We start from the raw sequence: 26,502 nt of genomic DNA, 5'->3' as shown, positions 1-26,502 counted from the left end.
CTGCCCATGGCCCGGAATGTTCCCGGAGGGCCCCGGTGATCATCGAGCGACACCACCTCCACCTGCTCAGCCTGCTGCGGGAAACCGGCAGCCTGGAGCGCACTGCCGGCCGCCTCCACCTGACCCCCTCGGCCCTGTCCCACCGGGTCCGGGAGCTGGAGGATCGCCTGGGGGTCTCGCTCTATCACCGCCGGAGCCGTCCCCTCCGCTTCACCCAGGCCGGGGACCGGCTGCTTTCCCTGGCGGACCGCTTCCTGCCCGAGATCCAGTCCGCCGAGCAGGAGCTGGCCTCCCTGGCCGCCGGGGAGGCCGGGCGGCTCTATATCGCCCTGGAGTGCCACAGCTGCTTCGACTGGCTGATTCCCACCCTGGACACCTACCGCCGGCAGTGGCCGGAGGTCTCCCTGGACCTCACCGTGGGCTTCCGGGTGGAGCCGCTGCCCGCGCTGGTGCGCGGCGACGTTGATCTGGTCATCACTTCGGACCCCCAGGACCTCTCCGGCATCACCTACCTGCCGCTGTTCCGCTACCAGGTACTACTGGCGGCGCCGCCGGACCATCCGTTGGCCGGGCGGCCCTGGGCCGATCCGAGCGATCTGGCGGGCGAAACGCTCATCACCTATCCCGTGGAGCGCCAGCGGCTGGACATCTTCACCCGCTTCCTGGGTCCGGCCGGCATCGAGCCGGCGCAGGTGCGGACCACGGAGCTCACCGCCATGCTCCTGCAGCTCGTGGCCAGCGGCCGCGGCTTCGCCGCGCTGCCCGCCTGGGCCATGGAGGACCACCTGGAGCGGGGCAGCGTGACCGGTGTTCCCCTGGGCGAGCAGGGCATGGCGGGAACCCTGTACATGGCCATCCGCCAGGGCGAGGCGGAGCGCCCCTACATGACCGCCTTCACGCGCACCGCCGCCATCGAGTCGACGCGCGTGCTGACCCATATCCGGCCGGTGCCGGGAAACGACCCCTCCTGACCTGGCGCGGAGGCATACCACCGCCGCCAAGGCCATCGGCACCCATCCGGCCGGGCCGGCATTGGGACGAACCGGGCCCTAGACATCAACCCGGCAAAGGCCCTCCGTCCACCCTTGGAGCCAGCGAGACCCGAAGAGGAGACCGATATGCCGCGTATCGTTCGGATCCACGAATACGGCGGACCGGAAGTCCAGCGCATGGAGGAGCTCGACGTGCCCGATCCCGCCCCGGGCGAGGTCCAGATCGACGTCCGGGCCATCGGACTGAACCGGGCGGAAGCCATGTTCCGCAATAACGCCTACTTGCAGGAGGCCGAGCTCCCGAGCCGGCTCGGCTACGAGGCCGCCGGCACCGTCCGGAAGGTGGGGGCCGGCGCGGAGGGCTTCCGGGAAGGCGATGCCGTCAGCCTGATCCCGCCCCTCGACATCGCCCACTGGGGCACCTACGGCGAGATGGCCAACCTGCCCGCGTCCCTGGTGGTCAAGCATCCGGAAACCTTGTCGTTCGAGCAGGCGGCCGCGCTCTGGATGCCCTTCGTCACGGCCTACGGCGGGCTCGTCGATCAGGCCCGGCTCGGCGCATGCGATGCCGTCATCATCACGGCCGCCTCCAGCAGCGTGGGCCTTGCCGCCTTCCAGATCGCACGGAAGGTGGGCGCCACCAGCATCGCCACCACGCGCACCACCGCCAAGCGCCAGTCCCTGCTCGACGCCGGCGCGGACCACGTGGTGGCCACCGAGGAGGAGGACCTGCCCGCCCGCGTCGCGGAGATTACGGGCGGTGGGGGGGCCCGGGTGGTCTTCGATCCCATCGGCGGCCCCTTGCTGGAGCCCCTGACCGAGGCCATGGCGCCGGGCGGGATCCTGCTGGAGTACGGCGCGCTGAGCACGCAGCCCACGCCGTTTCCGGTTTTCCCCGTTCTGGGCAAGCAGCTGACGCTGAAGGGCTATCTGTACGCCGAGATCGTGTCCGACCCGGAACGCCTGGAGAGCGCCAAGCGCTTCATCCTGGAAGGAGTGACCTCCGGCGATCTCGCGCCCGCCATCAGCAAGACCTTTCCGCTCGATGAGATCCAGGAAGCGCACCGCTTTCTGGAATCGAACCAACAAGTGGGCAAGATCGTCGTCACCGTGTGAGTGTCGGCGGAGACCACGGTGAAGCCGGATAAAGGCACACCCTGGAAACAGGTGCGGCTGGTGCAGCCCGGACGGAACATGCCGTTTCCCCTGAAAAGCGGGAAACGGCCGGGAACGGCATGACACCGCGAAAGCAGCGCCGGGCTGTTCAGGAACGGTCGGAACGGGCCATGCTGGGACATGGTAAGGGGAAGCCTCGTAAGGTGCCCGGCATCCGTACCGGCAAATTGCGCCGCCGAAGGCCGCAACAGGCGGGAACGTACCGATTATTTATCTCCGGACAACCATATCGGCAGGATCAGGCAAGCCGACGCTCCACGGAGGATTCCTGATTCCATAATCGATACAGGACTGAGATTCTACGCAAAAATAGGTATAGTGGCACTGGCTGCGCCGGACATAACGCCGCGCCCGCCGCAGCCGCTGTCCGACCGGGATCAGCGCATGGTCCGGGGAGCCCCGGCTCCACGGTTCCTGATCGCCCGCCCAGCCGACGGAGGTAGTAATGCTCGATGCCTTGATGCTGTCCAGGATACAGTTCGGGTTCGTCGTTTCCTTCCATATCCTGTTCCCGGCCTTCACCATCGGCCTGGCCAGCTGGCTGGCCTTCCTCCAGGCCAACTACCTCTGGAAGAAGGAGCAGGTCTATCAGGACCTGTACTTCTTCTGGCTCAAGATTTTTGCCGTCAGCTTCGGCATGGGGGTGGTCTCCGGAATCGTCATGAGCTTCCAGTTTGGCACCAACTGGAGCCAGCTTACGGACGCGGCGGGGAATATCCTGGGGCCGCTTCTGAGCTACGAGGTGCTGACGGCCTTCTTCCTGGAGGCCACCTTCCTGGGCGTCATGCTGTTCGGCTGGAACCGGGTCTCGCCCCGCATGCACTTCCTCTCCACCTGTATGGTGGCCCTGGGAACCCTGATATCGGCCTTCTGGATCATCTCCGCCAACAGCTGGATGCAGTCTCCGGCCGGATACGCGATCCGGGACGGCGTCTTCTATCCTGTGGACTGGTTCAGTGTCATCTTCAACCCTTCCTTCCCCTACCGGCTCATTCACATGGTCCTCGGCGCCTTCCTGGCCACGGCCTTCGTCATCGGCGGCGTCTCCGCCTGGTACCTGCGCAGGAATCGGCATCGGGAGGAGTCGCACCGCATGCTCAAGCTGGCAACGGCGTTCGTCGCCATCGTGACGCCGCTGCAGATCCTGGCCGGCGACCTGCAGGGCCTGTTCGTGGTGGAGCACCAGCCGGCCAAGCTGGCGGCCATGGAAGGGCACTGGGAGACCGAGCGCGGCGCGCCGTTCGTCCTCTTCGGCATACCGGACGCCCAGGCCGAGGAGAACCACTACGAGGTGGCCATCCCCAAGCTCGGCAGCCTGATCCTCAAGCATGACCTGAACGCCGAGGTAACCGGGCTCGAGGCCTTCAAGCCGAAGAACCGGCCGCCGGTGGCCCCGGTGTTCTGGTCCTTCCGCGTCATGCTGGCCATCGGCGTGGCCATGCTGATCCTGGCGGCGGCGAGCCTCTGGGCCTGGCGGCGCGGCCGATTGGGCAGCTCCCGACCATTGCACCGGGCCTGGATGGCCATGATCCCCTCCGGGTTCGTGGCCATCCTCACGGGATGGTTCACCGCCGAGATCGGCCGGCAGCCTTACGTGATCTACGGCCTGCTGCGCACCTCCGAGGCCAATTCCGCGGTCTCCGCCGGAAGCGTGGCGACGTCGCTGACGGCATTCGCTCTGGTGTACACCGTGATCTTCGGGGCAGGCATCTGGTACCTGCTGCGCATCGTCCGCACCGGCATCCAGCCCCAGCGGCCGGAACCGAGCCCGCGCGCGCACCCCACCCGGCCCCTGTCCGCCACCTCAGACAGTTTCGAGGAGGGCTGAGATGATCGACGCACTGCCCTATATCTGGTTCGGCATCATCGGCTTCGGGGTGCTCATGTACGTGCTGCTGGACGGCTTCGTGCTCGGCATCGGCATCATCATGCCCTTCGTCGACGACGAGGAAGAGCGCGACCTGATGATGAGCTCGGCGGCGCCCATCTGGGACGGCAACGAGACCTGGCTGGTGCTCGGGGGGGCCGGGCTGCTGGCGGCCTTTCCCCGCGCCTACTCCCTGGTGCTATCGGCGCTCTACCTGCCCGTTCTTCTGATGCTGATCGCCTTGATCTTCCGCGGCGTGTCCTTCGAGTTCCGGTTCAAGGCACGGCGCTCGAAGTCCTTATGGGGAATGGCCTTCATGGTGGGGTCGATCCTGACCGCCTTCGCACAGGGGATCATCCTCGGCGCCCTCGTCAACGGGCTGCCCTTGCAGGACGGCCAATACGCCGGCGGGACCTTCGGCTGGTTCGACCCCTTCGTGATCATGACCGGCTTCGCCCTGGTCTTCGGCTACGCCCTGCTGGGCGCCACCTGGGTCATCCTGAAGACCGAGGGGGAGACCCAGCAGCTCTGCTACATGTTCGCCCGGCCCCTGGCCATGATCATGATCGCCTTCATGGTCATGGTGAGCATCTGGACGCCGTTCCTGGAGCCCCGCCTCATGGAGCGCTGGTTCTCGCTGCCCAACATCCTCTGGCTCTGGCCCATGCCGGTACTGGTGGCGGTCACCTCCTGGCTTTTGTGGCGCTCGGTGCTGGCGGGCGACGAGCTGCGGCCCTTCCTCCTCTCCCTGGCCATGTTCGCGCTCGCATTCATCGGCCTGCTCATCGGCCTCTGGCCCTATATCGTGCCGCCAAACCTGACCATCGAAGCGGCGGCGGCCCATCCCTCCAGCCAGGGATTCACGCTGGTGGGCCTCGTGATCCTGCTGCCCGTCATCCTCGGCTACACGGCCTGGTCGTACCGGGTCTTCCGGGGCAAAATCACGGCGGACATGGGCTATCACTAGGTACCGGTAGCGGGATGCGCCACCACGCAAAACGGGCCGGCTCCGCTAGGGCCGGCCCGTTCCCGTAGGTACCGGAAACTGCCGCTCAGACGGCCGTCTTGTCCTTTTCCTTGTCCTTGAGGCGATTGATCCCCAGCGCCCGCAGCACGTACCGCTCGTATACGGGCTCGCTGGTGCCCTTCTTCACCTTGCGCAGGAAATACTTCTCGAAGGCCACCTTGGCCCAATGCACCCATTTGCCCTCCTTGAACCAGGAGACGTTGCGGGGCGGGATCTGCGGCATGGCCACGAAGGCCGCTCCGGAGTCGCCGAGGTCGGCCAGGCAAATGGCGTCCCAGGTGCCCTGGGCATTGGCCGTTCCGCCTTCCAGCTCCGCCTGGATGTTGCGGACGATGGCCGTGACCATGGTCTCGATCATATAGCCCGTCTTGGGCGCGCCGGTGGGTACCGGGGTGGCCTCCACCGGGGGAATGGCGATGCATACCCCGGCGGAGAAGATGTTGGGGTAGATGGGGCTTCGCTGGTGATCGTCCACCTTGACGAAGCCCTTGGGGTTGCAGAGGTCGGGCACGTTGGCCACGGCATCCACGCCCAGGAAGGAAGGCAGCATCATGGAGTAGCTGAAGGGCAGCTCGTGCTCCTTCACCACGGCGCCGCTGTCATCGTGCTCGGCAACATGCATGGTGCCGTCCTCGACCCGGGTGACGCTGGCGTTGGTGATCCAATTGATGTGGCGCTGGCGCATCTCGTGCTCCAGCATGCCCTTGGAATCCCCCACCCCGCCCAGGCCCAAGTGGCCGATGTAGGGCTCGGAGGTGACGAAGGTTATGGGCACCCGGTCACGGAGCCGGCGCTTGGCCAGGTCACGATGGAGTATGGCGGCGAACTCGTAGGCCGGTCCGAAACAGCTCGCCCCCTGGACGGCGCCCACTACTGCCGGCCCAGGATTCTCCAGGAACGCCTGGTAGGCGTGCCAGGCCTCTTCGGCGTGGTCGATGGTGCAGATGGATTTCGTGTATCCCTGCGGTCCGAGCCCCTCGATGGCCTCGAAGTTGAGCTTGGGGCCGGTGGTGATCACCAGGTAGTCATAGGCCACGGTCTCTCCGTCGGCCAGGTGCAGGGTGCTGTTCTCGGCGTCGATGCGCTCCACCCGCTGGGCGATAAAGCCGACACCCTGCTTCTCCAGATAGGGACGCATGGGGAAGGTTATGCTTTCGCGGTCGCGCCAGCCCACCGCCGCCCAGGGATTGGAGGGCACGAATTGGAAATACTCGCTGGCATTGACCAGCGTGACCTCGTGCTCCTTGCCGAGCGCTTCCCGCATTTCGTAGGCCGCCGGAAGGCCACCCGTTCCCGCGCCCAGAATGACAATTCGTGCCATGATCCAACCTCGCTTTCAGCATGTCCGGCCGGGGAATGAGAAGCCGCAAGTACCGCGGAGAGCGGGGAAAGTGCGGACCGGGCCGGAATCATTGGCCGCACCTGAACCGCTTTCACACCTTAGACCTTTCCCCGATCACTCCGTTTGATCGCGGTCAATCCATTTCAACCGGGACTTTGCGGCAGGGGACCGCTTGCAATCAGGAGCCAGAGGAGGGCGCCGAGCAGGAGCAGCCAGGCGGGTCCGGGCCCCAGAAGGAGGCGCGTCAGAGGGTGCTCCGGCACGAGCCCCATCCCGTGCACGAAACCGGCGGCCAGCCCCCAGAGTACCGCCAGCAGGGGAAGAAGCCGGACCGCATCCCACCGCCAGAAGATCCCCGGGAATGCCATGATGAGCAGGAGCACGGTCAGGGCCAGGAGGACGGAGATCAGCCGCGGTAGCCAGCCGTAGAAAAAACTGGGCGCATCCGGGCGGCGACCCGTCATGGGAACCTCCCTTCCCGCTGCCGATCCTAATCGCCGAGGGGCTGCTTGACGCTGAAGGCCCCGCGCAATTCCCCCACCTGGAAGCCGGTGGCCCGGTCATGGGGATAGCGCTGCTTCAGAACCTCCTGCACCGCCGGGGCCAGCTGCTCCCGGGGGCCGTGGCAGGAAGTACAAAGTCCCTGCATGGGGATGGCCTGCATGTAGCGGAAATACTTGCCTTCCGGCTGCGTGACCACCTCGCTGTACTTCATGCCTTTCAGGGCCTCCCCTTCGGCGGCCCGTTGCCGGAATTTCCCCAGGACCCGCTGCTCCCAGGAGTCGGGCATGCCCAGCAGCGGGTTGCGATAGCGCGTGGAGACCCGGGTCACCTGCCATCCGCGCTCCCGGGAAATGCGGGCGTTGATGCGCGGCGCCATCTGCGTGCAGACGCGGATGGCCTTCTGCGGGCCGCCCTCCTTCATGGCCGTCTTGAGCGCTCCGCCGAGCTCCTTCATGAGGCGGTTCACTGCCGCCCTCGCCTCCTGCTCCCGCTCCGCCGTCATACCCTCCGCAAGGGCCGAACCGCCCAGCAGGAGCATCAGGATCCCGATTCCGATCTTCCGCTTCATGCGCTCCTCCCGTATGCCCGGAGATTTCCCTGATCGCCCGGAATCCGCTTCACGGGCCCGATGCCTTCATCCTGAAAGAATCCCCGCGGAGCGGCCATGGGCATGGGTCCGCATCGGGTGCTCGATTGACCCGAATCAAATATCCCCAAACGGGGAATGGGATGGCGGACGACGACCTCAACGGGCATCCTGTAGCCCTACCCATCAGGAGGGAGCCCCGCTTGCACACGCCAGTCACCGTCCGCAGCCGGAACCGTCGGGAAACGGCCGCCGGCATGGCGCGCGGCGCTTTGATGGCCCTGCTCCTTGCAGCCGGCGTCCCCATGCTGGCCGGCTGCTCGGATCCGGACTTCCGGGACGGGCTCCAGGCCTACCAGACCGGCGATTACGCCCGGGCGGCGCATGTCTGGCGGCGGCTCGCGGAATCGGGCGACCGGCTGGCCCAGCACCACCTGGCCAATCTTTACCGGGCCGGCCTGGGTGTGGAGCGCGATCCCGGCCGGGCCCTGCACTGGGCCAGGGAAGCGGCCAACGGCGGCCATCCCGAGGCCTATGCCCACGTGGCCTTCCTCTACCAAGCCGGCCTGGGAGGCCGGCCCAGACTCCGCGAGGCCTACCAATGGTACCGGCTGGCCGCCCGCAACCTGCCGGCCGGGGCCAAGCGGCGGGAGGCCATCCGCAACCGCGATCGACTGGCCGAGCGGCTCACGCCGGCGGAACGCCGGGCGGCCGCCCGCTGGCTCGCCCGATACGGTGGAGAATGAACCCCCGACCGGCGCCGATTCGCCTTGTGGCGGGCTCTGCGCCCCGGTTATCCTTTCCGCCCGATCACTGAACGACCCGAGGCCGGAAGCGCGCCGCCGCCATGACCACCCTCGACCGCACCCTCTCCGTGGCCCCCATGATGGACCGCACCGATCGCCACGACCGCTTTTTCCTGCGGCTGGTGGCGCCCCGGACCCTGCTGTACACGGAGATGGTCACCACGGGCGCCCTGCTGCACGGGGACGTGGCGCGCCACCTGGACTACAACGCCGAGGAGCATCCGGTGGCCTTGCAGCTCGGCGGCTGCGACCCGGCGGAGCTGGCCGCGTGCGCCCGCATGGCGGAGGATTGGGGCTACGACGAGGTGAACCTCAACGTCGGGTGTCCCAGCGACCGGGTGCAGAACGGCCGCTTCGGCGCCTGCCTCATGGCCGAGCCGGATCTGGTGGCGGAGGGCGTGGCGGCCATGCGCGAGGTGGTGGACATTCCGGTGACCGTCAAGCACCGCATCGGCATCGATCACCAGGACGATTACGCCCACCTGCACGATTTCGTCGCGCGGGTGGGGGCGGCGGGCTGCCGCACCTTCATCGTCCATGCCCGCAAGGCCTGGCTCCAGGGCCTATCCCCCAAGGAGAACCGCGAGAAGCCGCCGCTGCGGCCCGAGGCGGTCCACCGGCTGAAGCGGGATTTCCCCGGCTATACGGTGGTAACCAACGGCGGCCTCCGCACCGTCGACGACATGGCCACCCAGCTACCCCACGTGGACGGCGTCATGGTCGGCCGCGCCGCCTACGAGCGACCCTGGGTGCTGGCCGAGGCGGAACAGGCCTTCCTCGGCAATCACCCGGACCTGCTCGATCGCCGCGCGGTCGTTGAGCGCTACATGGCCTACATGGAGCGGGAGCTGGCGCGGGGCGTGCGGCTGCAGGCCATGGCACGGCACATCCTGGGCCTGTTCCAGGGCGTTCCCGGAGCCCGCGCTTGGCGGCGCCACATCTCGGAGAACGCGCCCGGGCGGGACGCCGGCGTGGCGGTGATCCGCGAGGCCCTGGAGCGCGTGGCGCCGGCCCCGGAGGCTGCCGCCCTGGACGGTTGACGCCTCCGCCCGCTTGACCTATAACCGAACGTGCATTCGGTAAAAACGGCCAAGGGACGGGGAGCCCGTCCACGACCTCGGAGACGGAACCATGCGCATGCGGTGCACACGCCCTTGGAAACGCTTCCTGGCGCTGGCCTTCGCCGCGCTCCTGATGGGGGCGGGACCGGCTCAGGCCGAGCGGGCCGATCCGGAGAACTTCTACAACATCGTCGCCTTCGGGGACTTCCAGCGGAACCTGAAGGACGCCCTGGCCAGCGGCAAGAAGGGCATGCTGGTCTACTTCTTCCAGGACCAGTGCCCCTTCTGCAACAAAATGGAGCAGGAGGTCTTCACCCGGCCCATCGTTCACGAGTTCTTCCACAAGTACTTCGATGTCTACAAGGTGAACATCAAGGGCAACAAGAACTTCGTGGACGTGGACGGCGACTCGGTGTCGCAGATGAAGTTCGCCGTGCAGAACCGCGCCCGGGCCACCCCGACGCTTATCATCTTCGGCAAGGGCGGGGAGGAGCTGGTACGCTTCATCACCAACCCGAGCGTCGAGGAATTCCTGGCCATGGGCAAGTTCGTGGTGGAGGGCGCCTACAAGGACGGCACGGACTTCTTCAACTACAAGCGCGAGACCGGCTCGGGGATCGAGCAGGAGGTCCGGCAGGAATACCTCTGACCCCGCCGGACGCGAAGCGCCCTTCCCCCGTCACCAGATGCCGAAGGCCAGGGTCCCCGCCCTGGCCTTCGCTGCTCCGGCCCCGGATTCCCGGGAGCACCGGTTATGCCTCTCCGTCTTCGAGCCGGATGGAGCCGTCCACTCCGTGGTCCACCAGGAGGGCTCCGTCGGGACCCTCCACGCGCAGGGTCACGTGGGCGCTCAATTCCGCATCCGGGTACAGCCGGTTCGCCTCCAGCGCCTGCTGGACGGCCTTCTCGATCTCCTGCTGGGAAGTAACGCCTACCTTCTTCAGGAACTTCCGCATGTCCTGCGTAAAGATTTCCTCGTTCAAAGCCGACTCCTTCGCTCGGTTTTTCCTGGTATGGATTATAAACCGCTAGGAGCGTTCCGGATGCCCTGAATCCGCCACGGAATCGGCCATAACGGCGCCTCGCCGCCCCGGCGGCCGATCGGGCCCCTGCGTGGTATCCCGCTCCGTATGGTGCTCCATCTCGCTGTTCAGCTCGGCGCCGAGCAGGATGACGTAGGCCGAGAGGAAGAACCACATCAGCAGGATGGCGATGGCCGCCATGGAGCCGAAGGTTTCGTTGTAGGAGCCGAAGTTGGCTACGTACCAGGAGAACAGGCCGGAGGCGATCAGCCACAGCACCGTGGCCAGCACCGCGCCGTAGCTGAGCCATCGCCAACGGGCGGCCCGCCGGCTGGGGGCATAGCGGTACAGCACCGCCAGGCCCAGGACCATGAGCACGCCGAGCACCGGCCACCGCAGCCAGGCGATCAGGGTCCGGAGGAGTGCCGGAAGCGGCAGGCTGCCCAGCACCGCGGGCGCGGCGACAACCAGGGCGATGGCCACGAGGACCGCGACGATCACGCCGAGGGTGAGGAGCAGAGCCTCCGCGTTCATGCGGATGATGCCGCGCTTTTCCTCCTCCCGGTTGGCGATGTTCAGGCCCGCCATCAGGGCCTTGGTGCCCTTGGTGGCGCTCCAGAGGGCAACCAGGGTACCGATGGCGACCCCCATTCCGAGCTGTGAGCCGCCCTGGCCGGCGAGCTGGCGGAGCTGGCCGGACAGGATCCCGGTTACGGCTCCGGGCATGACGCCTTGCCCCTGCTGGATCAGGCGCTGCACATCGGCGGGATCGGCCACCAGGCCATAGATGGCCACCATCGCGGCCAGGGCCGGAAACAGGGCGAAGAAGGCGTAGAAGGCCACGCCCGCCGAGACCACGCTCAGGTTGTCCCGGTTGACCTGGCCCTGGACCCGTTGGCCCACGGCCTTCCAGTCCGCCATGCGCAGGTCCCCGGGCCGGACCGCCTGCGTTCCCCCGTGGTTCCGGGCCATTTCGCTCCCCCGTTTCTCGACCGGCCGAGCGGTTCCGGCGGCCCTCCGTATGGGGCCACCCAAAACGGAAGTGTAGGCGGGTCGGACCGTGAGGCTCTATTGGGGCGATCCGTAGCGGGAAGCGGCGGGACGCGATCGACCGGGGTCAGCCCGGGAGGGAGGAAAGCTCGGATTCGTGGTCCCGGGAATCGGCGGCGGCCGGAACCGGGAGCAGGCCCGCCCGGACCCGGACACGCGCCTCGGCAGCGAGCGCCTGGCGGTTCTCCCCGGGAAAAACCGGTTCGTGGAACAGTACCCGCACCCGGGTACCGGGCCGGGCCAAAAGCCGCAAAAGGTGCGGCACCAGGCTGTCGTCGCCGACGAAAGGCGCCACCGTATCCGGGCTTCCCGGGGCGCCGTAGCGGAGGGTCACCGGCTGCACGCAGGCACCCGCTTCCAGGGCCGCCCGGAAGAGCCCGGGCCCGAAGGGCGCCACCTCCTGACCGGTGGTTGTCGTTCCCTCCGGGAATATGACCGCCGGTTTTCCGGCCCGCAGCCGATCCGCCAGCACGTCACCCGCGCCGAGCAGGGCGCTGCGGCGCCCCCGGTCGAGGAAGACCGTCCCCGCCCGGGCGGCCAGCCACCCGAAAAGCGGCCAGTCCCGCACCTCGCGCTTGGCCACGAAGGTGGCCGCGTGGACGGCGTTGAAAGCGAGGATATCCAGCCAGGAGATATGGTTGGCGGCGAACAGCACCCCGCCGGGCGCGGGGACGCCGGATACGCGCACGCGCAGCCCCACCAGGCGGGCCGCCGTCCGCGACCAGAGCCGTACCACCCGCGGCCGACTTCCCCCGGAGGCGGGCAGGAGCAGCACGGCAAGCAGGGGCGACAGGGCCAGAAAGAGCGTCAGGGGACCGAGGCGTACGAGCAGCCGCAGGCTGCCCGGCAAGGCGCGCCGGCGCCTCACCGGGACTCCCGGAAGAAGTGGCGGGCGTAGCGACGGGTGATGGCGCCGGTCTCCAGGAGGATGAACACATCCGCCACGTTGAAGTCTTCGTCCCAGAATGGCTCCCCGCAGACCCGGGCCCCCAGGCGCATGTAGGCCTTCATGAGGGGCGGCAGGACCGCCTCCGTCTCGGCCGGCAGCTCCGGATCCCGCGGCAGGGGATGGCGGGGGACCACCCGCAGCGATTCGGGGACGTGGTAATGGGCCCGCAGGTGATCCATCACGGCGAGGGCATAGGCTCGGCCCCCTCCCAGGGGGATGCTGGGACAGCCGATCAGGTAATCGCTCCCCTCCGCGATGGCCATGCCGGCGATGCCGTTCCAAAGGGTGGTGATGGCCGCGCCCCGCCGGTAATCGGGATGGATGCAGGTGCGACCCACCTCCAGGAACCGCCCGGGCAGGGAGAGGACCCGCCTCAGATCGAACTCGCCCGCCGAGTAGAACCCGCCAGCAGCCACCGCGCCCGCGCTCGTGAGCAGCCGGGTGGTTCCCACCATGGCCCCCGTACGATTGTCCCGGACGTACAGGTGGCGGCAATACGCATCATAGGAGTCATGGTCGAGACCGGGGCGGCTGGTGGCGATGCGGGCCCCCAGGTCGGCGGTGAACACCTCGTAGCGCAGGCGCTGGCAGCGCTCGACTTCCGCCCGGCTTTCCGCCACCACCACCTCCAGACGGTTACGCTGGAGAACCGGCTCCGCTTGGAGCGGTGAAGTTTCCTGACGGGCACCCATGCTGATTGCTCCTGGCTTCCTTGCCACTGAATTGCGCAATCAGCATAGGACCGGTCCGTGACAGCAAAATTACAGCGCAACCCCCCGCAAAAATCTCCCTTCGCTGTAGCCCGCTGCAACAAATCCGCAATATCCGCGTTACAAAACTGCAAACCGCGCAAGGCACAGTCTACGGATTGCAAATTCGAGGGAAGCCGACCGTGCCTATGCGCATCGCCATTGTAACGGACGCCTGGACCCCCCAGATCAACGGGGTAGTCACCTCCCTGGGGTACACCCGCCGGGAGCTCGAAGCCCTGGGCCACGAGGTTCGCATGGTCACCCCGCAGGGCACCCGCACGGTGGGCCTGCCCACCTACCCGGACATCCGCGTGGCGCTTCGGCCCCGACGCCTGATCCGGGAGGCCTTCCGGGAATTCCAGCCCGACGCGGTCCATATCGTCACCGAGGGACCGCTGGGTCTGGCGGCCCGCTCCCACTGCCGGCGTCGGGGCCTGGCGTTCACTACCTCCTTCCATACCCGGTTCCCCGAATACATCCAGCTCCGTCTGCCCTTCGTCCCCCTGGAGTGGGGATACGCCTTCCTTCGCTGGTTCCACCGCGCCGGGCGGCGAACCATGGTCACCAACGAGACCATGCGGGCCGAGCTGGAGACGCACGGCATCCGCAACCTGGTGTTCTGGTCCCGCGGCGTGGATACGGAGCTGTTCCGGCCCCGGGAGAAGGACTTCCTCACCGCGGAGCGCCCCATCTTCCTCTATGTGGGGCGGGTGGCCGTGGAGAAGAACCTGGAGGCCTTCCTGCGGCTGAACCTGCCCGGCACCAAGTACGTGGTGGGAGACGGGCCGGCGCGTCGGCAGCTGGAGGAGGAATACCCGGACGCGGTCTTCACCGGTTTCAAGCAGGGCGAGGAGCTGGCCCGCCACCTGGCGGCGGCGGACGTCTTCGTCTTCCCCAGCCGCACCGACACGCTGGGGCTGGTCATGTACGAGGCCATGGCGTGCGGCGTCCCGGTGGCCGCCTACCCCGTGCAGGGGCCCCGGAACGTGGTCGCGCACGGCGTCACGGGCTGCCTGGACGAGGATCTGGCCACGGCCGCCACGGAAGCCCTGAAGCTCGACCCCCGGGCCTGCCGGGAGGCGGCCCTGGCCCGCTCCTGGCGGTCGGCCACCGAAGAATTCCTCGACAATCTCACCCCGGCCCGCCCCGCCCCGCTGGCGGTGGGCTCCTGAACGCCCCGCAACCACTCTGGAGGTAGCATGCGGATCATCGTACTAGGCGGCGACGGATTCTGCGGCTGGCCCACCGCGCTCCACCTCTCCGCGCGCGGCCACGAGGTCGTGATCGTGGACAATCTCTCGCGGCGGGCCATCGACGACGAGCTGGAAACCGCTTCGCTGACGCCCATCCGGCCCATGGGTACGCGGCTCAAGGCCTGGCGGGAGCTGACCGGCCGGAAGATCGGGTTCCATAACCTGGACATCGCCCGGGACTACGCCGAACTGCTCGACCTGCTGCGGGAACAGCGCCCGGACGCGGTAATCCACTTCGCCGAGCAGCGGGCCGCCCCCTACTCCATGAAGGGATCCCGGCAGAAGCGCTACACCGTGGATAACAACCTTAACGCCACCCACAACGTGCTCTGCGCCCTGGTGGAGGGAGACATAGACGCCCACCTCGTGCATCTCGGTACCATGGGGGTCTACGGCTACTCCACCTCCTCCGCCCCGCTTCCCGAAGGCTACCTGACCGTGCACATCCCGCTTCCGGAGGGAACGGCCGAGGAACGCGAGATCCTCTATCCACCCAATCCCGGCAGCATCTACCACATGACCAAGACCCAGGACCAGCTGCTGTTCCAGTTCTACAACAAGAACGACGGGCTGCGGATCACGGACCTCCACCAGGGCGTGGTGTGGGGCACCCAGACGGAGCAGACCCGGATGGACGAGCGGCTCATCAACCGCTTCGACTACGACGGCGACTACGGCACGGTGCTCAACCGCTTCCTCATGCAGGCGGCGGTGGGCTATCCCCTCACCGTGCACGGCACCGGCGGCCAGACCCGCGCCTTCATCCACATCCAGGACACGGTCCGCTGCATCGAGCTGGCGGTGACGAATCCGCCGCACGCCGGAGACAGGGTGCGCATCTTCAACCAGGCCACGGAGACCCACCGTGTCCTGGAACTATCCCAAAAGGTAGGTTTTCTCACCGGTGCGGATGTGGCATTCCTGAATAATCCCCGCAAGGAAGCGGCGGAGAACGAGCTCCGAATGGAGAATCGCGGTCTGCAGGAGCTGGGCCTGGACCCCGTTACCCTGGACGAGGGACTGATGGAGGAAGTGCGGGACATCGCCGCCCGCTACGCCCACCGCTGCGACCTGGAGCGCATCCCGTGCCACTCGCGCTGGTGCCGGGATACCGAGAACGAAGAGGCACAAGCGCCTGAGACCCCATTCAGGATGCGTGCCGTGTAGCAGAGCGACCCCCGAGGGAGGCCGAGCCGATGAGCGAAAACCGCGGCAAGTCTGAACGGGAAGCCCGGCTGGAAGCGGAGATAGCCGCCGCGCGCGGCGTCGTCACCCGGCAACCGGAGCAGACTTCCAAGGGAACCACGGGCGAGGCCTCCGAGGATACCTACAAGCGGGAAGGACACTGGTCCTGGGGATGGCTGCTGCACCCCTGGCGGTCGCAGCGGATGGTCCGCGGCGGGCCCGGCCTGTAGCGGGCCTGCTCCCGCGCGCCCTCCCGGGAGGCGCGGGTGTCGGGGGATTCTAGCCCGAGGTGCTGGAGAAGAACTCGGCGATGACCGGGATGAAGCGCGCCTTGTCCACCAGGAAGGCGTCATGGCCCTGGATGGAGGAAAGGGGCATGTAATGGGTGGAAAGGCCGGCGTGCTTGAGCCCGTCGGCCACCTCTTTCTGCTGCCAGATGGGGAACAGGAAATCCGTTTCCACGCCGAGCACCAGCGCCCGCGTGGCCCGGATCTTCCGCAGGGCCGTCGTCGGGTCGCCGTCCTCGGCATGGTCCCCCAGATCGAACAGGTCCATGGCCCGCGACAGGTACATGTAGCAGTTGGCGTCGCAGACCTGCACGAACTTGCGGGCGTTGGCCTCCAGGTAGGATTCCACCTGGAACTCGATATCGAAGGGCTGGCTACCGGGCTCGTCCAGCCAGTCCACCCGCTCCCGCCCGAACCGCTCCAGCCATTCCTCCGGCGAGCGATAGGACATCAGCCCCAGCTTGCGCGCCAGCCGCATGCCCTCCTGCGGCTGCTGCCCCTCCGGATAGAAGCCGCCGTGCCAGCAGGGATCGCTCTTTATGCAGTCCCGCTGCAGGGAGCGGATGGCGATGGCGAAGGGGGTGGCCCGCGTGGCGGCGGAGATGACCATTAGCTCGTCCACATCGTCCGGGTACTGCACGGCAAAGGCCAGGGCCGACATGCCGCCCAGGGAGGCCCCCACCACGGCGTGCAGCCGCTCGATACCCAGCTTGTGCAGGGCCAGGCGCTGGGAGCGGACGATATCCTCCACGGACAGCTCCGGGAAATCCAGCCGGTACGGCCGCCCCGTTTCCGGATTGGTGGAGGCGGGCCCCGTGGAGCCGAAGCACGAGCCCAGGTTGTTGATGCAGATGATGAAGTAGCGGGTGGTATCCAGGGCCCGCCCGGGGCCGATCATGAACTCCCACCAGCCGCGGGAGGGGTCCTCCAGGGAGGAGGCGGCGTGGGCGCTCGGCGACAGCCCCGTGAACAGCAGGATGGCGTTGTCCCGGTCCGGGGAAAGCTCCCCCCAGGTTTCGTAGGCCAGGGTGACTTCCGGGAGGGCTCCCCCGAGGGCCATCTCGAAGGGACGGTCGAGATTCACGTACTTGGTGGCGCCGGACATTGGGCCTGGAATTTCCTTGCCGGAGATGGATAGCACGCGTCCGGATCCGGGCGCGGCAAACCGTCTATTTTGGCAGAAATTTGCGGCAAGCGGTAAACAAGCGCCCCGCCCGCCGCGTGCCCGCCGCCCGTATCAGGAAACGCCGCCCGCCAGCGCCGCGGCCTCTTCGGGCCCCCACAGCCAGGCCGCCCCCCGGACCCCGCTGGAGTCGCCGTACCGGGGCGGCACCAGCCGGGTGTCCACCCGGTCCGAGAAGACGAAGCGCCCCCACAGCTCGGGAACCGTCCGGTAGAGCCGGGCGATGTTGCCCATGCCACCCCCCAGGACGATGGTGTCCGGATCCAGGACGTTGATCACATGCGCCAGGGAACGGGCCATGCGGTGCTCGTAGCGCCGCAGGGTGGCCTCGCAGGCGCGCTCGCCCCGCTCGGCGCCGGCGACGATGTCTTCGGGGTCACGGGAAGCGCCCGTGCAGCGCTCGTGATCCGCCATGAGCCCCGGCCCGGACAGGAAGGTCTCGATGCAGCCATTCAGCCCGCAGTAGCACGCGGGACCGGGCACCTCCTCCGCGGCGGGCCAGGGCAGGGGATTGTGGCCCCATTCCCCGGCAATGGCGTTGGCGCCGGTGCGCACCTCCCGGTCCACCACCACACCCGCCCCGGTGCCCGTGCCCACGATCACCCCGAATACCAGCTCCGCACCCGTCGCCGCGCCGTCGGCGGCCTCGGAAAGGGCGAAGCAGTTGGCGTCGTTGGCCAGACGGACGGGCCTTTCCAGCCGGGCCTCCAGATCGCGGTGGAGAGGCCGGCCGTTGAGCCAGGTGGAATTGGCGTTCTTGATGGTTCCGGTGGCCCGGGAGAGGGCGCCTGGCGTGCCGATTCCCACCGTGGCCGGCGCGCCCAGCTGCTCCTCCGCCCAGGCAACCAGCCCGGCGATGGTCTCCAGGGTCGCCGCGTACTCCTCCCGGGGACTGTCCACCCGCCGGCGCAGGCACTCCCGGCCCGCCTCGTCCAGGGCGATGATCTCGGTCTTGGTCCCGCCCAGGTCCACGCCCAGCCTGATCCCGCTCATCCCGACCCCCCTTCCGTCCCGGTGAAAATTCGCCGCAAGAAAGCGAGCGCGGCCGCGTAGATCTCCCCTGCCCCGTCCCCGCGCGGGCCCGCCACGTTCAGGGTCACCACCCGCTGCTCGCGGAGCCAGACCCGGACCGCCTCCGGGTCCGGGTCGGCGTCCAGGGGGACTACCCGGTGCGGCCGGCCGTAGTCCGCGAGGATCCGCACCGTCAGCAGCGTACCGCCGCTGAGGCGGCCCCAGCTCAGGATCAGGGTGGCGTCGGAATCCCGCACATTCCAGCGCGTGCGCTGCCGGTAGTCGCGGGACGGCGTCTCGGTGAGCGGATAGACCGGGGATAGCGGACCGTCCTCCGCCCGCCTCCCCCGTGGACACCAGCCGCTCACCGGCAAACCGGCTCCCATGGCCGCGTCCAGGGCGGCACGGTCCACGCCGGTCTGCCCGCCGGAAACGATCCGGGCCGGAAACCGATCAGTGGAGGCGGTGCTGATGGACGTACACTCCCGCTGTTCGTGGCGATCTTGCCGGCGGGGTGTCCCTACGGGAACAGCGCCAGCACGCCGGTATAGCCGTAGAGCCGGCTGTCATAGATCTCGCCGTTGCAGAAAAATCCCGCCAGGGGCACATCCCCCAGTTCCTGCTGCACCAGCCGCAGCTCGTTGGAGCTCTCGCCGAACAGACTGGCGCCCCGGCCCACGCAGGAAAAATACAGCGCGCCCCGGGCGCTGCCGCCAGCCCGGTCCCGCACTTCCCGGACCATGCGGACGAGGTCCTCCCGGGCCGTGTTGCCGTCGCGGCGGCAGAACATAACCTTCTGGCCCTCGGTAACCTCCTCGCCGATGCCCACCACCTTCTTCTCCTCGTTGACGCCCACCAGGTTGCGGACCAGGTAATCCCCGCTGTCGGCCCCGCCCTGCGGGAATCCGGCGAAGATGTAGCCGGCCACTTTGTTGAGATCGCGGGCCAGGAGCTCGCCGATATCCTCGTAGAAGACGTCCAGGGCGGGACGGCCGTCGAGCTCGATGAGGGCGTTGCCGTCGCAGGCGGTCACCTCGCGGTGCGGCCCGATGGGGGTGCACCCCTGGGTGAGGCCGGTTACCAGCGGTGTCTCCTCGGAGAGGAGTACCCCGGAGAGCCCCCCCTGGGTGACCGAGCCCGCTACCTGGGGATAGGCGCGGCCCCGCGTGGCGGTGACGCCCCCTACCAGGAAGCCGTCCGGAAGCTCGTCCGCCAGCCGGCCGATGAGCTCGGGGACCTCTTCATTGCGGGGATCCCCGTGCACAACCGCCTGGACCGCGCCGTACCCGCGGTACCAGGGAGCCAGCTCGGCGCGCAGGTCGTCCAGGTCCGCCTCCAGGGTGGGCAACAGGCGGATGCCGTCCCCCGGGAAGGCGCCGACCAGGAGGCTCATGGCCGGCGTCATGTGGTACTCCTTGCCCGGGCCGCAGACGCCGGCGCCCACCGTGCCCACCCACCGCTCGATGCCGGTATGGGCCTTCAGATAATCCACAACCGCGGAAAACTCGTCGCTCCACTCGTCGGTGACATATACGAAACCGAGGTTGGCGCCCGCCGGCAGCGTGCCCACCTGCTCCAGGCAGGAATCCGCCGCGTCCCGCCACAGGGGGCCGCCGGCATGGCCGGCTCGAAAACGTTCCATATCCGGATACCGTCATAAGGAGAGAAATAACCAACCATTGTACCCGGCGACGGCGGCGAGCCACCAGTACGCAAAAAGGCCGGCTCCCTAGGGAGCCGGCCGGAATGGAAAGGGCGCCGCCGGAGCAGCGCCCTTTCGGATCAGCTTATTCGCCGGCTTAGTCGTCGGCGTCGGCGAGGGCGCCGTTGTCGCAGTTGAACACCACGTCCTCGTAGGTGAGCGGCGAATCGTCCAGCCAGCTGCTGCCGCTCATCTCATCCACGTCGATGCAGGCGGTCTTGAACTTGGTCCCGTTGTTGGGATCGTCGGTGTAGACCGTGCGGTGGATGTTGCCGCGATAGCCCTCGCGGGCCAGATGGGCCAGGGTGTCGCTGCTGTCCCCGCCGGAATTGCCGATCACGGTGAGGTTGGCAATGGTCGGCGCGGTGTACGGCTTTGCGTCGAAGTCGTCACCGTTACCGTCGGTTTCCATAGCGCGGTTGCCGTTATCGGCGCCCATGAGGATCAGGGCGTACTGAACCTTGCCCTGCCAACCGAGGTCCTGGTCCAGGCCGTCATCGTCCTGGCCGTTGATGACCACGTGGTTCATCCCGGCAGTGCCGCCGAACCACTCGACGCCGTCGTCCTCGGACCCGAGCACCTGCAGGTAGTCGACGAACGGACCGCCGTCAGTGGCGGTGGTGCCGCTGCCCACGCCCTCGAGGGTGAGCCCCTGGACCTCCTGGTCCTCGCGAAAGGCATAGCCCGACTCGGCGATGATCAGGTACCGGATCTCGCCGCTGTTGTCGTTGTCGGTGCCGCCGCCAAAGTAGCGGTCCTTGCCATCGGGCACTGCCTCACTGGCGACGCTGCCGCCGTTGCCGGGCGCGTTTCCGGGGGTGGCGGCGGAGTTCACCGTGGCCAGGCCGTCCACCACCAGGCCGCCCCATTCACCGCGGTCGGTCAAGTCGGTGACGTCGCCCGTAATAGTGGTGCCGTCGAAGTCCACCGCACCCATGATTACGGGCTGCTCCTTGGTTCCCTGCACCTTGATCTGGGAGCCGCGGGTGATGACCAGGGCCACGTCGTCAACAGTGCCGCTGGAGGCGCCCATGACCATGGTGCCCGGTTCGATGGTCAGCACAACGTCGCCGGTGCCGGCCGAGTTGTTCTGATCCCCGCCGTCGCCGATGTTAACGGTCTCGGTGAGGAGCCAAATGTGCTCGTTGTTGAGGGTGGCGGTGCTACCGGTGATATCTCCATCCGCCAGGGCGCACACGTCGTAGCTATCCCCAAACGCCGAGGTAGTACCTTTGTGGGTACCTTTAGGGCAGGACCCATCATTCGTATCCGGGCTCATGGAATTCTTGATTTCATCCTCAAGCGGATGGAAATTCGAGCTTCCGGGAAAATTGCCGTCCACGCTGCCGTTGCGGTAGGTCCAGCCCTGCCACCAGGCGTTGTTGGTGGCATCGGCATCATTATCCGGGTCGTTGATGGCATCCGGATCCACGGCGCCGTAATAATCGGTGTCGTCCATACCGGCAGCCAGGCTGCCGTCGATGTTGCTGCCATCCGGATTCGTCACGGCCAGGGTGGTAGACTTGAGATTAAAGCTGGAGGGGTTCTCGATCACGTCATAGGAATCGCTCTCCGAGAACTGCTTTTGGAAGGAGGTGGCGCTGTCATCGCCGTTACCGCCACCGCCACCGCCGCCACCGCCGCAGGCGGTCAGCCCGGTAGCGGCCAGTAGACTGATCGTGGCCGCCAGTGCCTTGTTCCGTTCCATGGCCTAGGCTCCTTTGTGGTTGCAAAAATCGGCTGGAACACAGATCCACATCCTAGGCTTGGCGGGTTACAGACATGTGTCGCCAGAATTGCAGAAAAATGACAGCGGAGCTCAGTAGCGCCACTTCAGGGAGAGACTGAAGTCCCTGCCCTTTTGGTACGTCCGGTACCCACGCCCCCCCTGCGTGTACTCGATGGTCGGGTCGAGCAGGTTGCCGGCCTTGAACTGCAGGAACCAATGCTCGCCAAACTGTAAGCGGGAGGACAGATCCAGATACGCCACCGGCTGCAGATACACATCCGGCAAGCCCTGGATACCCGCCTGGTACAGCCGCTCGCCCACCATGTTGTAGGAGAGCGTCAGATCCCAGATATCGCCGGCATACCCCGCCTGGAGGTTGTAGATCCAGGGGGCCTGGCCTTGCAGGGGACGGCTGTCGTTGGTGGCCAGACCGGCGTCCTCGACGCTGACGTTGGAATCCACGAAGGCGGCGTTGGCCTGGGCATAGAGTCCTTCCGGGCCCCACAGCCGCTCGGCCAGATCGATCCGGGCCCCCAGCTCGAAACCGTTCACCTCGGCCTGATCGAAGTTGCGCATCTGATTGAGGGTGCGATCCCCGCCCGCCAGGTCGGCGAAGCTGCGCTCGATCGGGTTCTCGTAAGCCTTCCGGAACCAAGCCAGCGTCAGCATCTCGGCATTGCTGGGGTACCACTCCCAGCGGATATCGAAGGCGCGGATATCCACCGGCTCCAGATCCGGATTGCCCTGGAAGGGCTCGCCGGTATCGGGATCGGAATAAACGATAGGGGCGATCTCCGTGAGCATGGGCAGGGAATAGGTTTCCGAGAAGGCGAACCTCAGATTCATGTCCTCGCGGATCTTCCAGGTGGCGGTGGCACCGGGCAGGGTGCGCGTCTCCTTGAACCCGGAGGACGGATTGTCGCCTTCGGGGGCCACCTCCATGTCGACCTGTTCCTGGCGAACCCCGAGATTCAGCTTCAGGGCCTTCATCAGCTCCAGGTTGATCATGGCGTACCGGCTGCTGACATCGACCGAGCCGGTGTAGCTGTCACCGGGGCTGGTATCGTTCCGGATCTCGAAGGCATCGCCGTATCCTTCAGGATCGAACAGCGCATTCGGATCCCGCGTCAGGTCGACGCCGGCTTCGTCGTCGGGCAGAAAGCTGAAGGTTGCGGTATCGCTTTCCCGGTCCTTGCTCGAATTGGAAATGCCGAGCTTGGCCTCGGCCTCGCTGAGCCAGCCGGCCTCACCCAGAGGTACGGTCAGGTCGGCACTGTAGGCTCCGACATCGTCCTTCACCGTGTTGAACTTGCGCTCCATGCCGATATCGGAGCGCAGGTAGGACTCGTCCCCCAGGAAGTTGTAGGTATAGGTTCGGCGATCCGGTAGCTCGCGCTCGGCCTCGCCGGTCAGGAAACGCCAGTCGAGACCCAGCCCCAATGGCAGCTTGTGCTGCCCGATGAGCTGCTGCAGCAACAGCGCACGCCGGTTGAACGCCAACCGGTATTCCTGGCTCCTCTGGTACTCGGCGGTAAGCTCCCCATCGGCTATCTGGGTACGATCCCGGGTCTTGCGCATCAGGAAGGTATTGCTGGTGATGCTCTGGTCCTCGCCCCATTCGCCGCCCAGGGTAAGCATGCCCCCAACACCCACTTCCCTGTCGGTCCGCTCGAGGGTGTACTCCTCATTCTTTTGAAGCTCGCCGCCTCCGAGACTGTAGATAGTCCGGTATTCCTTGCGATGGCGCCACTTCTGGTCGTAGCTAAAGGAGGCAACCGCCCCATATTTGCCCACCGGGGTGTCAATCCGCCCCCCCCCCGCCACCGCCAGTGAGCGGTCGGGACCGAGGCTTTCCCGCTGCACGACGTGCTCGTCGTTGCCGAAATCGCCGGGTACGGGGCTTGTGGTATCCCCGGAAGGACCCGAGCGACTGCCGTCATCCACGCCCCGCCAGTCGCTCCCGCCTCCTTCGTACGTAAGCCCTTTTTCACCGAAGCTTTGTGTGTTGAGGCCGGCACCGATTTCTATCTCGCCGAATCCCGACTCGGGCAGGCCCCGGGTCCTGAGGTCGATCAGTCCCGCCCCGAAGGTTCCGGGCTGGTCCGACGTATAGCTCTTCTGGACCTCAATGGCGCTCAATACCCCTGTGGGAAAGAGATCGAGAGGAACGATACGTCGCATGGGGTCGGGACTCGGCAGGGGGGAGCCATTCAGCACAGTGGCGGTGTAGCGGGCCGGCTGGCCGCGAATAACGACGTATTTGCCGTCTTCGATGGTCAGACCCGTAACCCGGGCCAAGGCGTCGGCGGCGTCGGAATCGCCCGCACGGGACATCTGGTCCGCCCCCAAGACCTCGGTAACCCCCGAGGCTTCCTCCTGCTGGGAAAGCGTGGAGGCCACCGAACCCTCGATATACGGCACCGTCACCACGAAGTCCTGCAGCTCCAGGCCGGCCGGGGTGAGCTCGACGCTAGCCTTGGCGGTCTTGTCGGCCCCGACCTTGATGCCGTCCTTCGTCTGGGTGCTGTAGTCGCCGTGGATCACGGACAGGGAGTAGGTGCCCTCCGGCAGCTTGGTGCGGAAGCGGCCCTCCTTGTCGGTCTGCATGTCCACGGGCGTGCCGCTGATGAACACCCGGGCCCCGGATACCGGGCCGCCGTCCTCGGCGGAAACCACCCGCCCCTGGAGCGTGCCCGTGGGACCGCCGTCCTTGCCCTGTTCGCCACCCACCGCCAGGAAGGATTCCCTCGGCCCGGAGGACTGGATGTCCACCTCCGGCTTGCCGCCTTCCGGCTTTAGCGTGGTGATGACGCGGAGGTTCTCTCCCCGGCCCACCTTCAGGCGGATTTCGGTGCTGGCCCGCCCCGGCTTCTCCAGCGTCAGCTTCCGCTTCCCGGAGCCGATCAGCAGCCAGGCCGCGCCGTTGTCGTTGGTCACCGCCTGGGGGCGGCCGTCCACCTTGATGGTGACGTCGCTCAGGGGGAGCTCGTCGTCGAAGACGAACATGGACAGATCCGCCGGCGCCGGCTCCTCCTGCGCCCGGACTTGCGGTACCGCGAAGACGGATAGGAGGAGGAGCAGCCCGAGCTTTTTCATGAAACTGGTCTTGGTGCGGTCCATTTTCGTTCGAATCCTGGGCGGATTGGCGGAGCGGATTCCCGTGGCCGCGGCTAGTAGCACTTCCAGGCGGCGTCCCGGCAATCGGCCATGGCCTTGCGCAGCTTGGTGGCCTTGCGGAACAGGTCCGAGCGGGTCAGCCGGGAGAGCTGGGCCTCGGCCTTCTCGAACTCGCCGTTCTTGAACCGGGCATAGGCGAGCGCGTAGCGGATGTCCTCGTTCTCCAGCAGCCCCGCCCGCAGGAGGTCGTCCCGCATGGCGGCGGCCATGGCATAGCGCTCGGTCTCCAGGAGAATAGCCAGGCGCTGCTTCAGCTTCTTCCCGGAATCGGCCACCTGGGCATTGAGGTTCAGGGCGCGATAGAGCTTGCCGCTGCGCCGGTACAGCTCCGCGGCTTCCGTCAGCAGCTCGGGGTCGCGGAAGGCGGCCTGTTCGTAGATCTGGGCGGCGGTGAGGGTCTGGTCCAGCTTCAGGTAGACCTGGGCCAGCTCCATGCCGAGGCGCGGATCACCGGGGTACTGCAGCCGGGCGGCCTCCAGGAAGTCACGCGCCTGCTCGAGCTGGCCGCTGCGGCGCATGGCCCGGCCGATGGCCAGATAGTCCGCCACCGTGGCCCGCGCCCCGGCCAGGTATTCCTCCCCGAGCCGGGCCGCCTTCTGGTAGAGCTCCAGCTCGATCAGGTAGAAGATCTTCTGGCGCAGGAAGGCGGTGTGCTCCGGATAGCGCTTCTGGCCCGCATCCAGGGCGGCCCAGGCCTCGGCCCCGTTCTCCAGCTCCCAGTGGGATCGGGCCAGGATGGCGTAGAGATTGGGGTTGTCCTGCTCGCCCAGTCCGGCGCGCTCGATGGCGTCGATGGTGGGCCGGTACTCCTGCAGGCGGTAATGGGCCTGGGCCAGGTAGAGGTAAACCGTCTTCCCGGTCTGGCCCGCGTCGATGGCCCGGCGCAGGTGATCCCGGGCGGAGGCGTTCTCGCCGCGCTTCAGGTCCACCAGCCCCCAGAGGGTGTACAGCCGGGCGGCGTCCACCTCCTCGGCGGCCGGATCGGCCTTTTTCAGGGCGGACTCCGCGCGGCCCAGGTGCCCGTCCTTGAGCAGGCGGGCGCCCAGGCTGACGTAGTCCACTTCCTCGCCCTTCTGCTTCTCCGCTTCCTCGTCCGCCGCCATCCCACCCACGGGCAGGACGAGCAGGCCGAGGGCCAGGAGGCGGGCGGCGTATGATTCGGGGATCGGCATGGAGTGCGTTCCTCGGAGCGGTCAGCTGAGGTTGAAGCGGATCTTCTGCTTGGCCCAGACCTTCACGGCCTCGCCCTCGTACTTGGCCGGCTCGAAGCGCCATGCCCGCACCGCCTCCACCGCGGCCTCCTCGAAGACGCCGCCCGGCTTGGAATCGAGCACTTTCACCTTCTCCACCCGGCCCTCGGCGTTGACGAGCAGGTTCACCGTCACGAACCCGGTAATGCCCTTCTGGCGGGCCGCGGCGGGATACTGCATGGCGGCGCGCTCCACCGCCTTGGGCGGCACGTCCACGGAGTCGTCGGTCATGACCACGTCGCGGGTGTCGCCGAGCAGGGAGTCGTCGAGGCCGCCGGCGTTACCGCCGAAATCGGGGGTGGCGATCTCGAAGCTGCCAGCGCCCACCGAGGTACCCAGGCCCTGCAGCGGCGAGGGCGGCGGATTATTGGCCTGGGGCTCCTGCTCCGGTTCGGGCTCGGGCTCCACCTGCTCCTGCTTCGGAGGCTCCGGCGGAGCCACGTTGAAGCGGGCGGTGTCCTCCACTTCCTTCTTATCCGGACCCTTGTTGTAGGCGTTGATCAGGAGCACCGTGCCCAATACCAGGGCCGTGCCCAGGACCATGAAGCCCGTCGCGGAGGCATAGTTGCGCAGGGGATGGGTGTGGGCCAT

General features: G+C 67.2%; 25 protein-coding genes. 10 read left to right on the top strand and 15 right to left on the bottom strand.

Translation table 11 applies throughout. From position 1 onward, the window contains the following. Window positions 1-38 precede the first annotated feature (38 nt). The 4 genes from ACERLL_RS04305 to cydB all read left to right on the top strand — a co-directional run bounded on the left by ACERLL_RS04305 (window position 39) and on the right by cydB (window position 5,002). Entirely contained in the window at window positions 39-971 is a 933-nt protein-coding gene (locus ACERLL_RS04305) for a LysR family transcriptional regulator (RefSeq protein WP_373654850.1), read from the top strand. A gap of 147 nt (window positions 972-1,118) precedes the next feature. Continuing rightward, complete coding sequence (locus ACERLL_RS04300) at window positions 1,119-2,108, top strand: zinc-dependent alcohol dehydrogenase family protein (protein WP_373654816.1); 990 nt, start codon at window positions 1,119-1,121, stop codon at window positions 2,106-2,108. A 505-nt stretch (window positions 2,109-2,613) separates the two neighbouring features. Next, on the top strand, window positions 2,614-3,996 hold the full coding sequence (locus ACERLL_RS04295; RefSeq protein ID WP_373654815.1) for a cytochrome ubiquinol oxidase subunit I: 1,383 nt from the start codon (window positions 2,614-2,616) through the stop codon (window positions 3,994-3,996). A 1-nt stretch (window position 3,997) separates the two neighbouring features. Then, complete coding sequence (cydB, locus tag ACERLL_RS04290; RefSeq protein WP_373654814.1) at window positions 3,998-5,002, top strand: cytochrome d ubiquinol oxidase subunit II; 1,005 nt, start codon at window positions 3,998-4,000, stop codon at window positions 5,000-5,002. 85 nt (window positions 5,003-5,087) lie between these two features. Here the strand turns inward: cydB and ACERLL_RS04285 are convergent, their stop codons facing one another. The 3 genes from ACERLL_RS04285 to ACERLL_RS04275 form a co-directional block, all read right to left on the bottom strand. Beyond that, entirely contained in the window at window positions 5,088-6,383 is a 1,296-nt protein-coding gene (locus ACERLL_RS04285; protein ID WP_373654813.1) for an NAD(P)/FAD-dependent oxidoreductase, read from the bottom strand. Window positions 6,384-6,547: 164 nt separating this feature from the next. Beyond that, the gene (locus tag ACERLL_RS04280; RefSeq protein WP_373654812.1) at window positions 6,548-6,868 is read right to left on the bottom strand and encodes a cyd operon YbgE family protein; all 321 of its coding nucleotides are present in this window, start codon (window positions 6,866-6,868) and stop codon (window positions 6,548-6,550) included. A 26-nt stretch (window positions 6,869-6,894) separates the two neighbouring features. After that, window positions 6,895-7,476 (bottom strand): Tll0287-like domain-containing protein, encoded by a 582-nt coding sequence (locus ACERLL_RS04275; RefSeq protein ID WP_373654811.1) that lies wholly within the window; start codon window positions 7,474-7,476, stop codon window positions 6,895-6,897. Between the two features lie 221 nt (window positions 7,477-7,697). Here ACERLL_RS04275 and ACERLL_RS04270 point away from each other — a divergent pair, with 221 nt between their 5' ends. The 3 genes from ACERLL_RS04270 (at window position 7,698) to ACERLL_RS04260 (ending at window position 10,010) form a co-directional block, all read left to right on the top strand. Next, entirely contained in the window at window positions 7,698-8,240 is a 543-nt protein-coding gene (locus tag ACERLL_RS04270; RefSeq protein ID WP_373654810.1) for a tetratricopeptide repeat protein, read from the top strand. A 101-nt stretch (window positions 8,241-8,341) separates the two neighbouring features. After that, window positions 8,342-9,340 (top strand): tRNA dihydrouridine(20/20a) synthase DusA, encoded by a 999-nt coding sequence (dusA, locus tag ACERLL_RS04265; RefSeq protein WP_373654809.1) that lies wholly within the window; start codon window positions 8,342-8,344, stop codon window positions 9,338-9,340. Between the two features lie 91 nt (window positions 9,341-9,431). Further along, window positions 9,432-10,010, top strand: a complete 579-nt coding sequence (locus ACERLL_RS04260) for a thioredoxin family protein (protein WP_373654808.1) — start codon at window positions 9,432-9,434, stop codon at window positions 10,008-10,010. A gap of 103 nt (window positions 10,011-10,113) precedes the next feature. Here ACERLL_RS04260 and ACERLL_RS04255 read toward each other — a convergent pair whose 3' ends face one another. The 4 genes from ACERLL_RS04255 to ACERLL_RS04240 all read right to left on the bottom strand — a co-directional run bounded on the left by ACERLL_RS04255 (window position 10,114) and on the right by ACERLL_RS04240 (window position 13,074). Continuing rightward, window positions 10,114-10,344 (bottom strand): DUF6494 family protein, encoded by a 231-nt coding sequence (locus ACERLL_RS04255; RefSeq protein WP_373654807.1) that lies wholly within the window; start codon window positions 10,342-10,344, stop codon window positions 10,114-10,116. A 45-nt stretch (window positions 10,345-10,389) separates the two neighbouring features. Continuing rightward, the gene (locus ACERLL_RS04250) at window positions 10,390-11,355 is read right to left on the bottom strand and encodes a YihY/virulence factor BrkB family protein (protein WP_373654806.1); all 966 of its coding nucleotides are present in this window, start codon (window positions 11,353-11,355) and stop codon (window positions 10,390-10,392) included. 145 nt (window positions 11,356-11,500) lie between these two features. Then, window positions 11,501-12,301 carry a lysophospholipid acyltransferase family protein gene (locus tag ACERLL_RS04245; protein WP_373654805.1) on the bottom strand — a complete coding sequence of 267 codons (801 nt, stop codon included), beginning with the start codon at window positions 12,299-12,301 and terminating at the stop codon, window positions 11,501-11,503. Further along, window positions 12,298-13,074, bottom strand: a complete 777-nt coding sequence (locus tag ACERLL_RS04240; RefSeq protein ID WP_373654804.1) for a GNAT family N-acetyltransferase — start codon at window positions 13,072-13,074, stop codon at window positions 12,298-12,300. Before ACERLL_RS04240 ends, ACERLL_RS04245 begins: the two co-directional genes overlap by 4 nt. Window positions 13,075-13,280: 206 nt before the next feature. Here ACERLL_RS04240 and ACERLL_RS04235 point away from each other — a divergent pair, with 206 nt between their 5' ends. The 3 genes from ACERLL_RS04235 to ACERLL_RS04225 are packed head-to-tail and all read left to right on the top strand — an operon-like array spanning window position 13,281 to window position 15,802. Further along, window positions 13,281-14,306, top strand: coding sequence for a glycosyltransferase family 4 protein (locus ACERLL_RS04235; RefSeq protein ID WP_373654849.1), 1,026 nt, complete (start codon window positions 13,281-13,283; stop codon window positions 14,304-14,306). A gap of 27 nt (window positions 14,307-14,333) precedes the next feature. Further along, window positions 14,334-15,554: an NAD-dependent epimerase/dehydratase family protein gene (locus ACERLL_RS04230; RefSeq protein ID WP_373654803.1), complete on the top strand. Its 1,221-nt coding sequence runs from the start codon at window positions 14,334-14,336 to the stop codon at window positions 15,552-15,554. Window positions 15,555-15,583: 29 nt separating this feature from the next. Then, the gene (locus ACERLL_RS04225) at window positions 15,584-15,802 is read left to right on the top strand and encodes a hypothetical protein (RefSeq protein ID WP_373654802.1); all 219 of its coding nucleotides are present in this window, start codon (window positions 15,584-15,586) and stop codon (window positions 15,800-15,802) included. Between the two features lie 49 nt (window positions 15,803-15,851). On the opposite strand, the gene metX is transcribed toward ACERLL_RS04225, so the two are convergent. The 8 genes from metX to ACERLL_RS04185 form a co-directional block, all read right to left on the bottom strand. Then, window positions 15,852-16,964, bottom strand: a complete 1,113-nt coding sequence (gene metX, locus ACERLL_RS04220) for a homoserine O-acetyltransferase MetX (protein WP_373654801.1) — start codon at window positions 16,962-16,964, stop codon at window positions 15,852-15,854. A gap of 132 nt (window positions 16,965-17,096) precedes the next feature. Further along, window positions 17,097-18,035 (bottom strand): ROK family protein, encoded by a 939-nt coding sequence (locus ACERLL_RS04215; RefSeq protein WP_373654800.1) that lies wholly within the window; start codon window positions 18,033-18,035, stop codon window positions 17,097-17,099. Beyond that, complete coding sequence (locus tag ACERLL_RS04210) at window positions 18,032-18,490, bottom strand: putative molybdenum carrier protein (RefSeq protein ID WP_373654848.1); 459 nt, start codon at window positions 18,488-18,490, stop codon at window positions 18,032-18,034. The genes ACERLL_RS04215 and ACERLL_RS04210 overlap by 4 nt, the downstream gene beginning before the upstream one ends. A gap of 83 nt (window positions 18,491-18,573) precedes the next feature. Next, a complete protein-coding gene (locus ACERLL_RS04205) occupies window positions 18,574-19,695 on the bottom strand; it encodes an FIST signal transduction protein (protein ID WP_373654799.1) in 1,122 nt (373 codons plus the stop codon). Between the two features lie 157 nt (window positions 19,696-19,852). Further along, entirely contained in the window at window positions 19,853-21,463 is a 1,611-nt protein-coding gene (locus ACERLL_RS04200; RefSeq protein WP_373654798.1) for a hypothetical protein, read from the bottom strand. A 111-nt stretch (window positions 21,464-21,574) separates the two neighbouring features. Next, the gene (locus ACERLL_RS04195) at window positions 21,575-24,604 is read right to left on the bottom strand and encodes a TonB-dependent receptor (protein WP_373654797.1); all 3,030 of its coding nucleotides are present in this window, start codon (window positions 24,602-24,604) and stop codon (window positions 21,575-21,577) included. A gap of 50 nt (window positions 24,605-24,654) precedes the next feature. Next, the gene (locus ACERLL_RS04190) at window positions 24,655-25,833 is read right to left on the bottom strand and encodes a tetratricopeptide repeat protein (protein WP_373654796.1); all 1,179 of its coding nucleotides are present in this window, start codon (window positions 25,831-25,833) and stop codon (window positions 24,655-24,657) included. Window positions 25,834-25,854: 21 nt separating this feature from the next. Further along, complete coding sequence (locus ACERLL_RS04185) at window positions 25,855-26,502, bottom strand: energy transducer TonB (RefSeq protein WP_373654795.1); 648 nt, start codon at window positions 26,500-26,502, stop codon at window positions 25,855-25,857.

This window comes from Thiohalorhabdus sp. Cl-TMA (assembly GCF_041821045.1).
Classification (GTDB): domain Bacteria; phylum Pseudomonadota; class Gammaproteobacteria; order Thiohalorhabdales; family Thiohalorhabdaceae; genus Thiohalorhabdus; species Thiohalorhabdus methylotropha.
The sequence above is the reverse complement of the archived record's forward strand: the minus strand, read 5'-3'. Positions and strand labels throughout refer to the sequence as shown.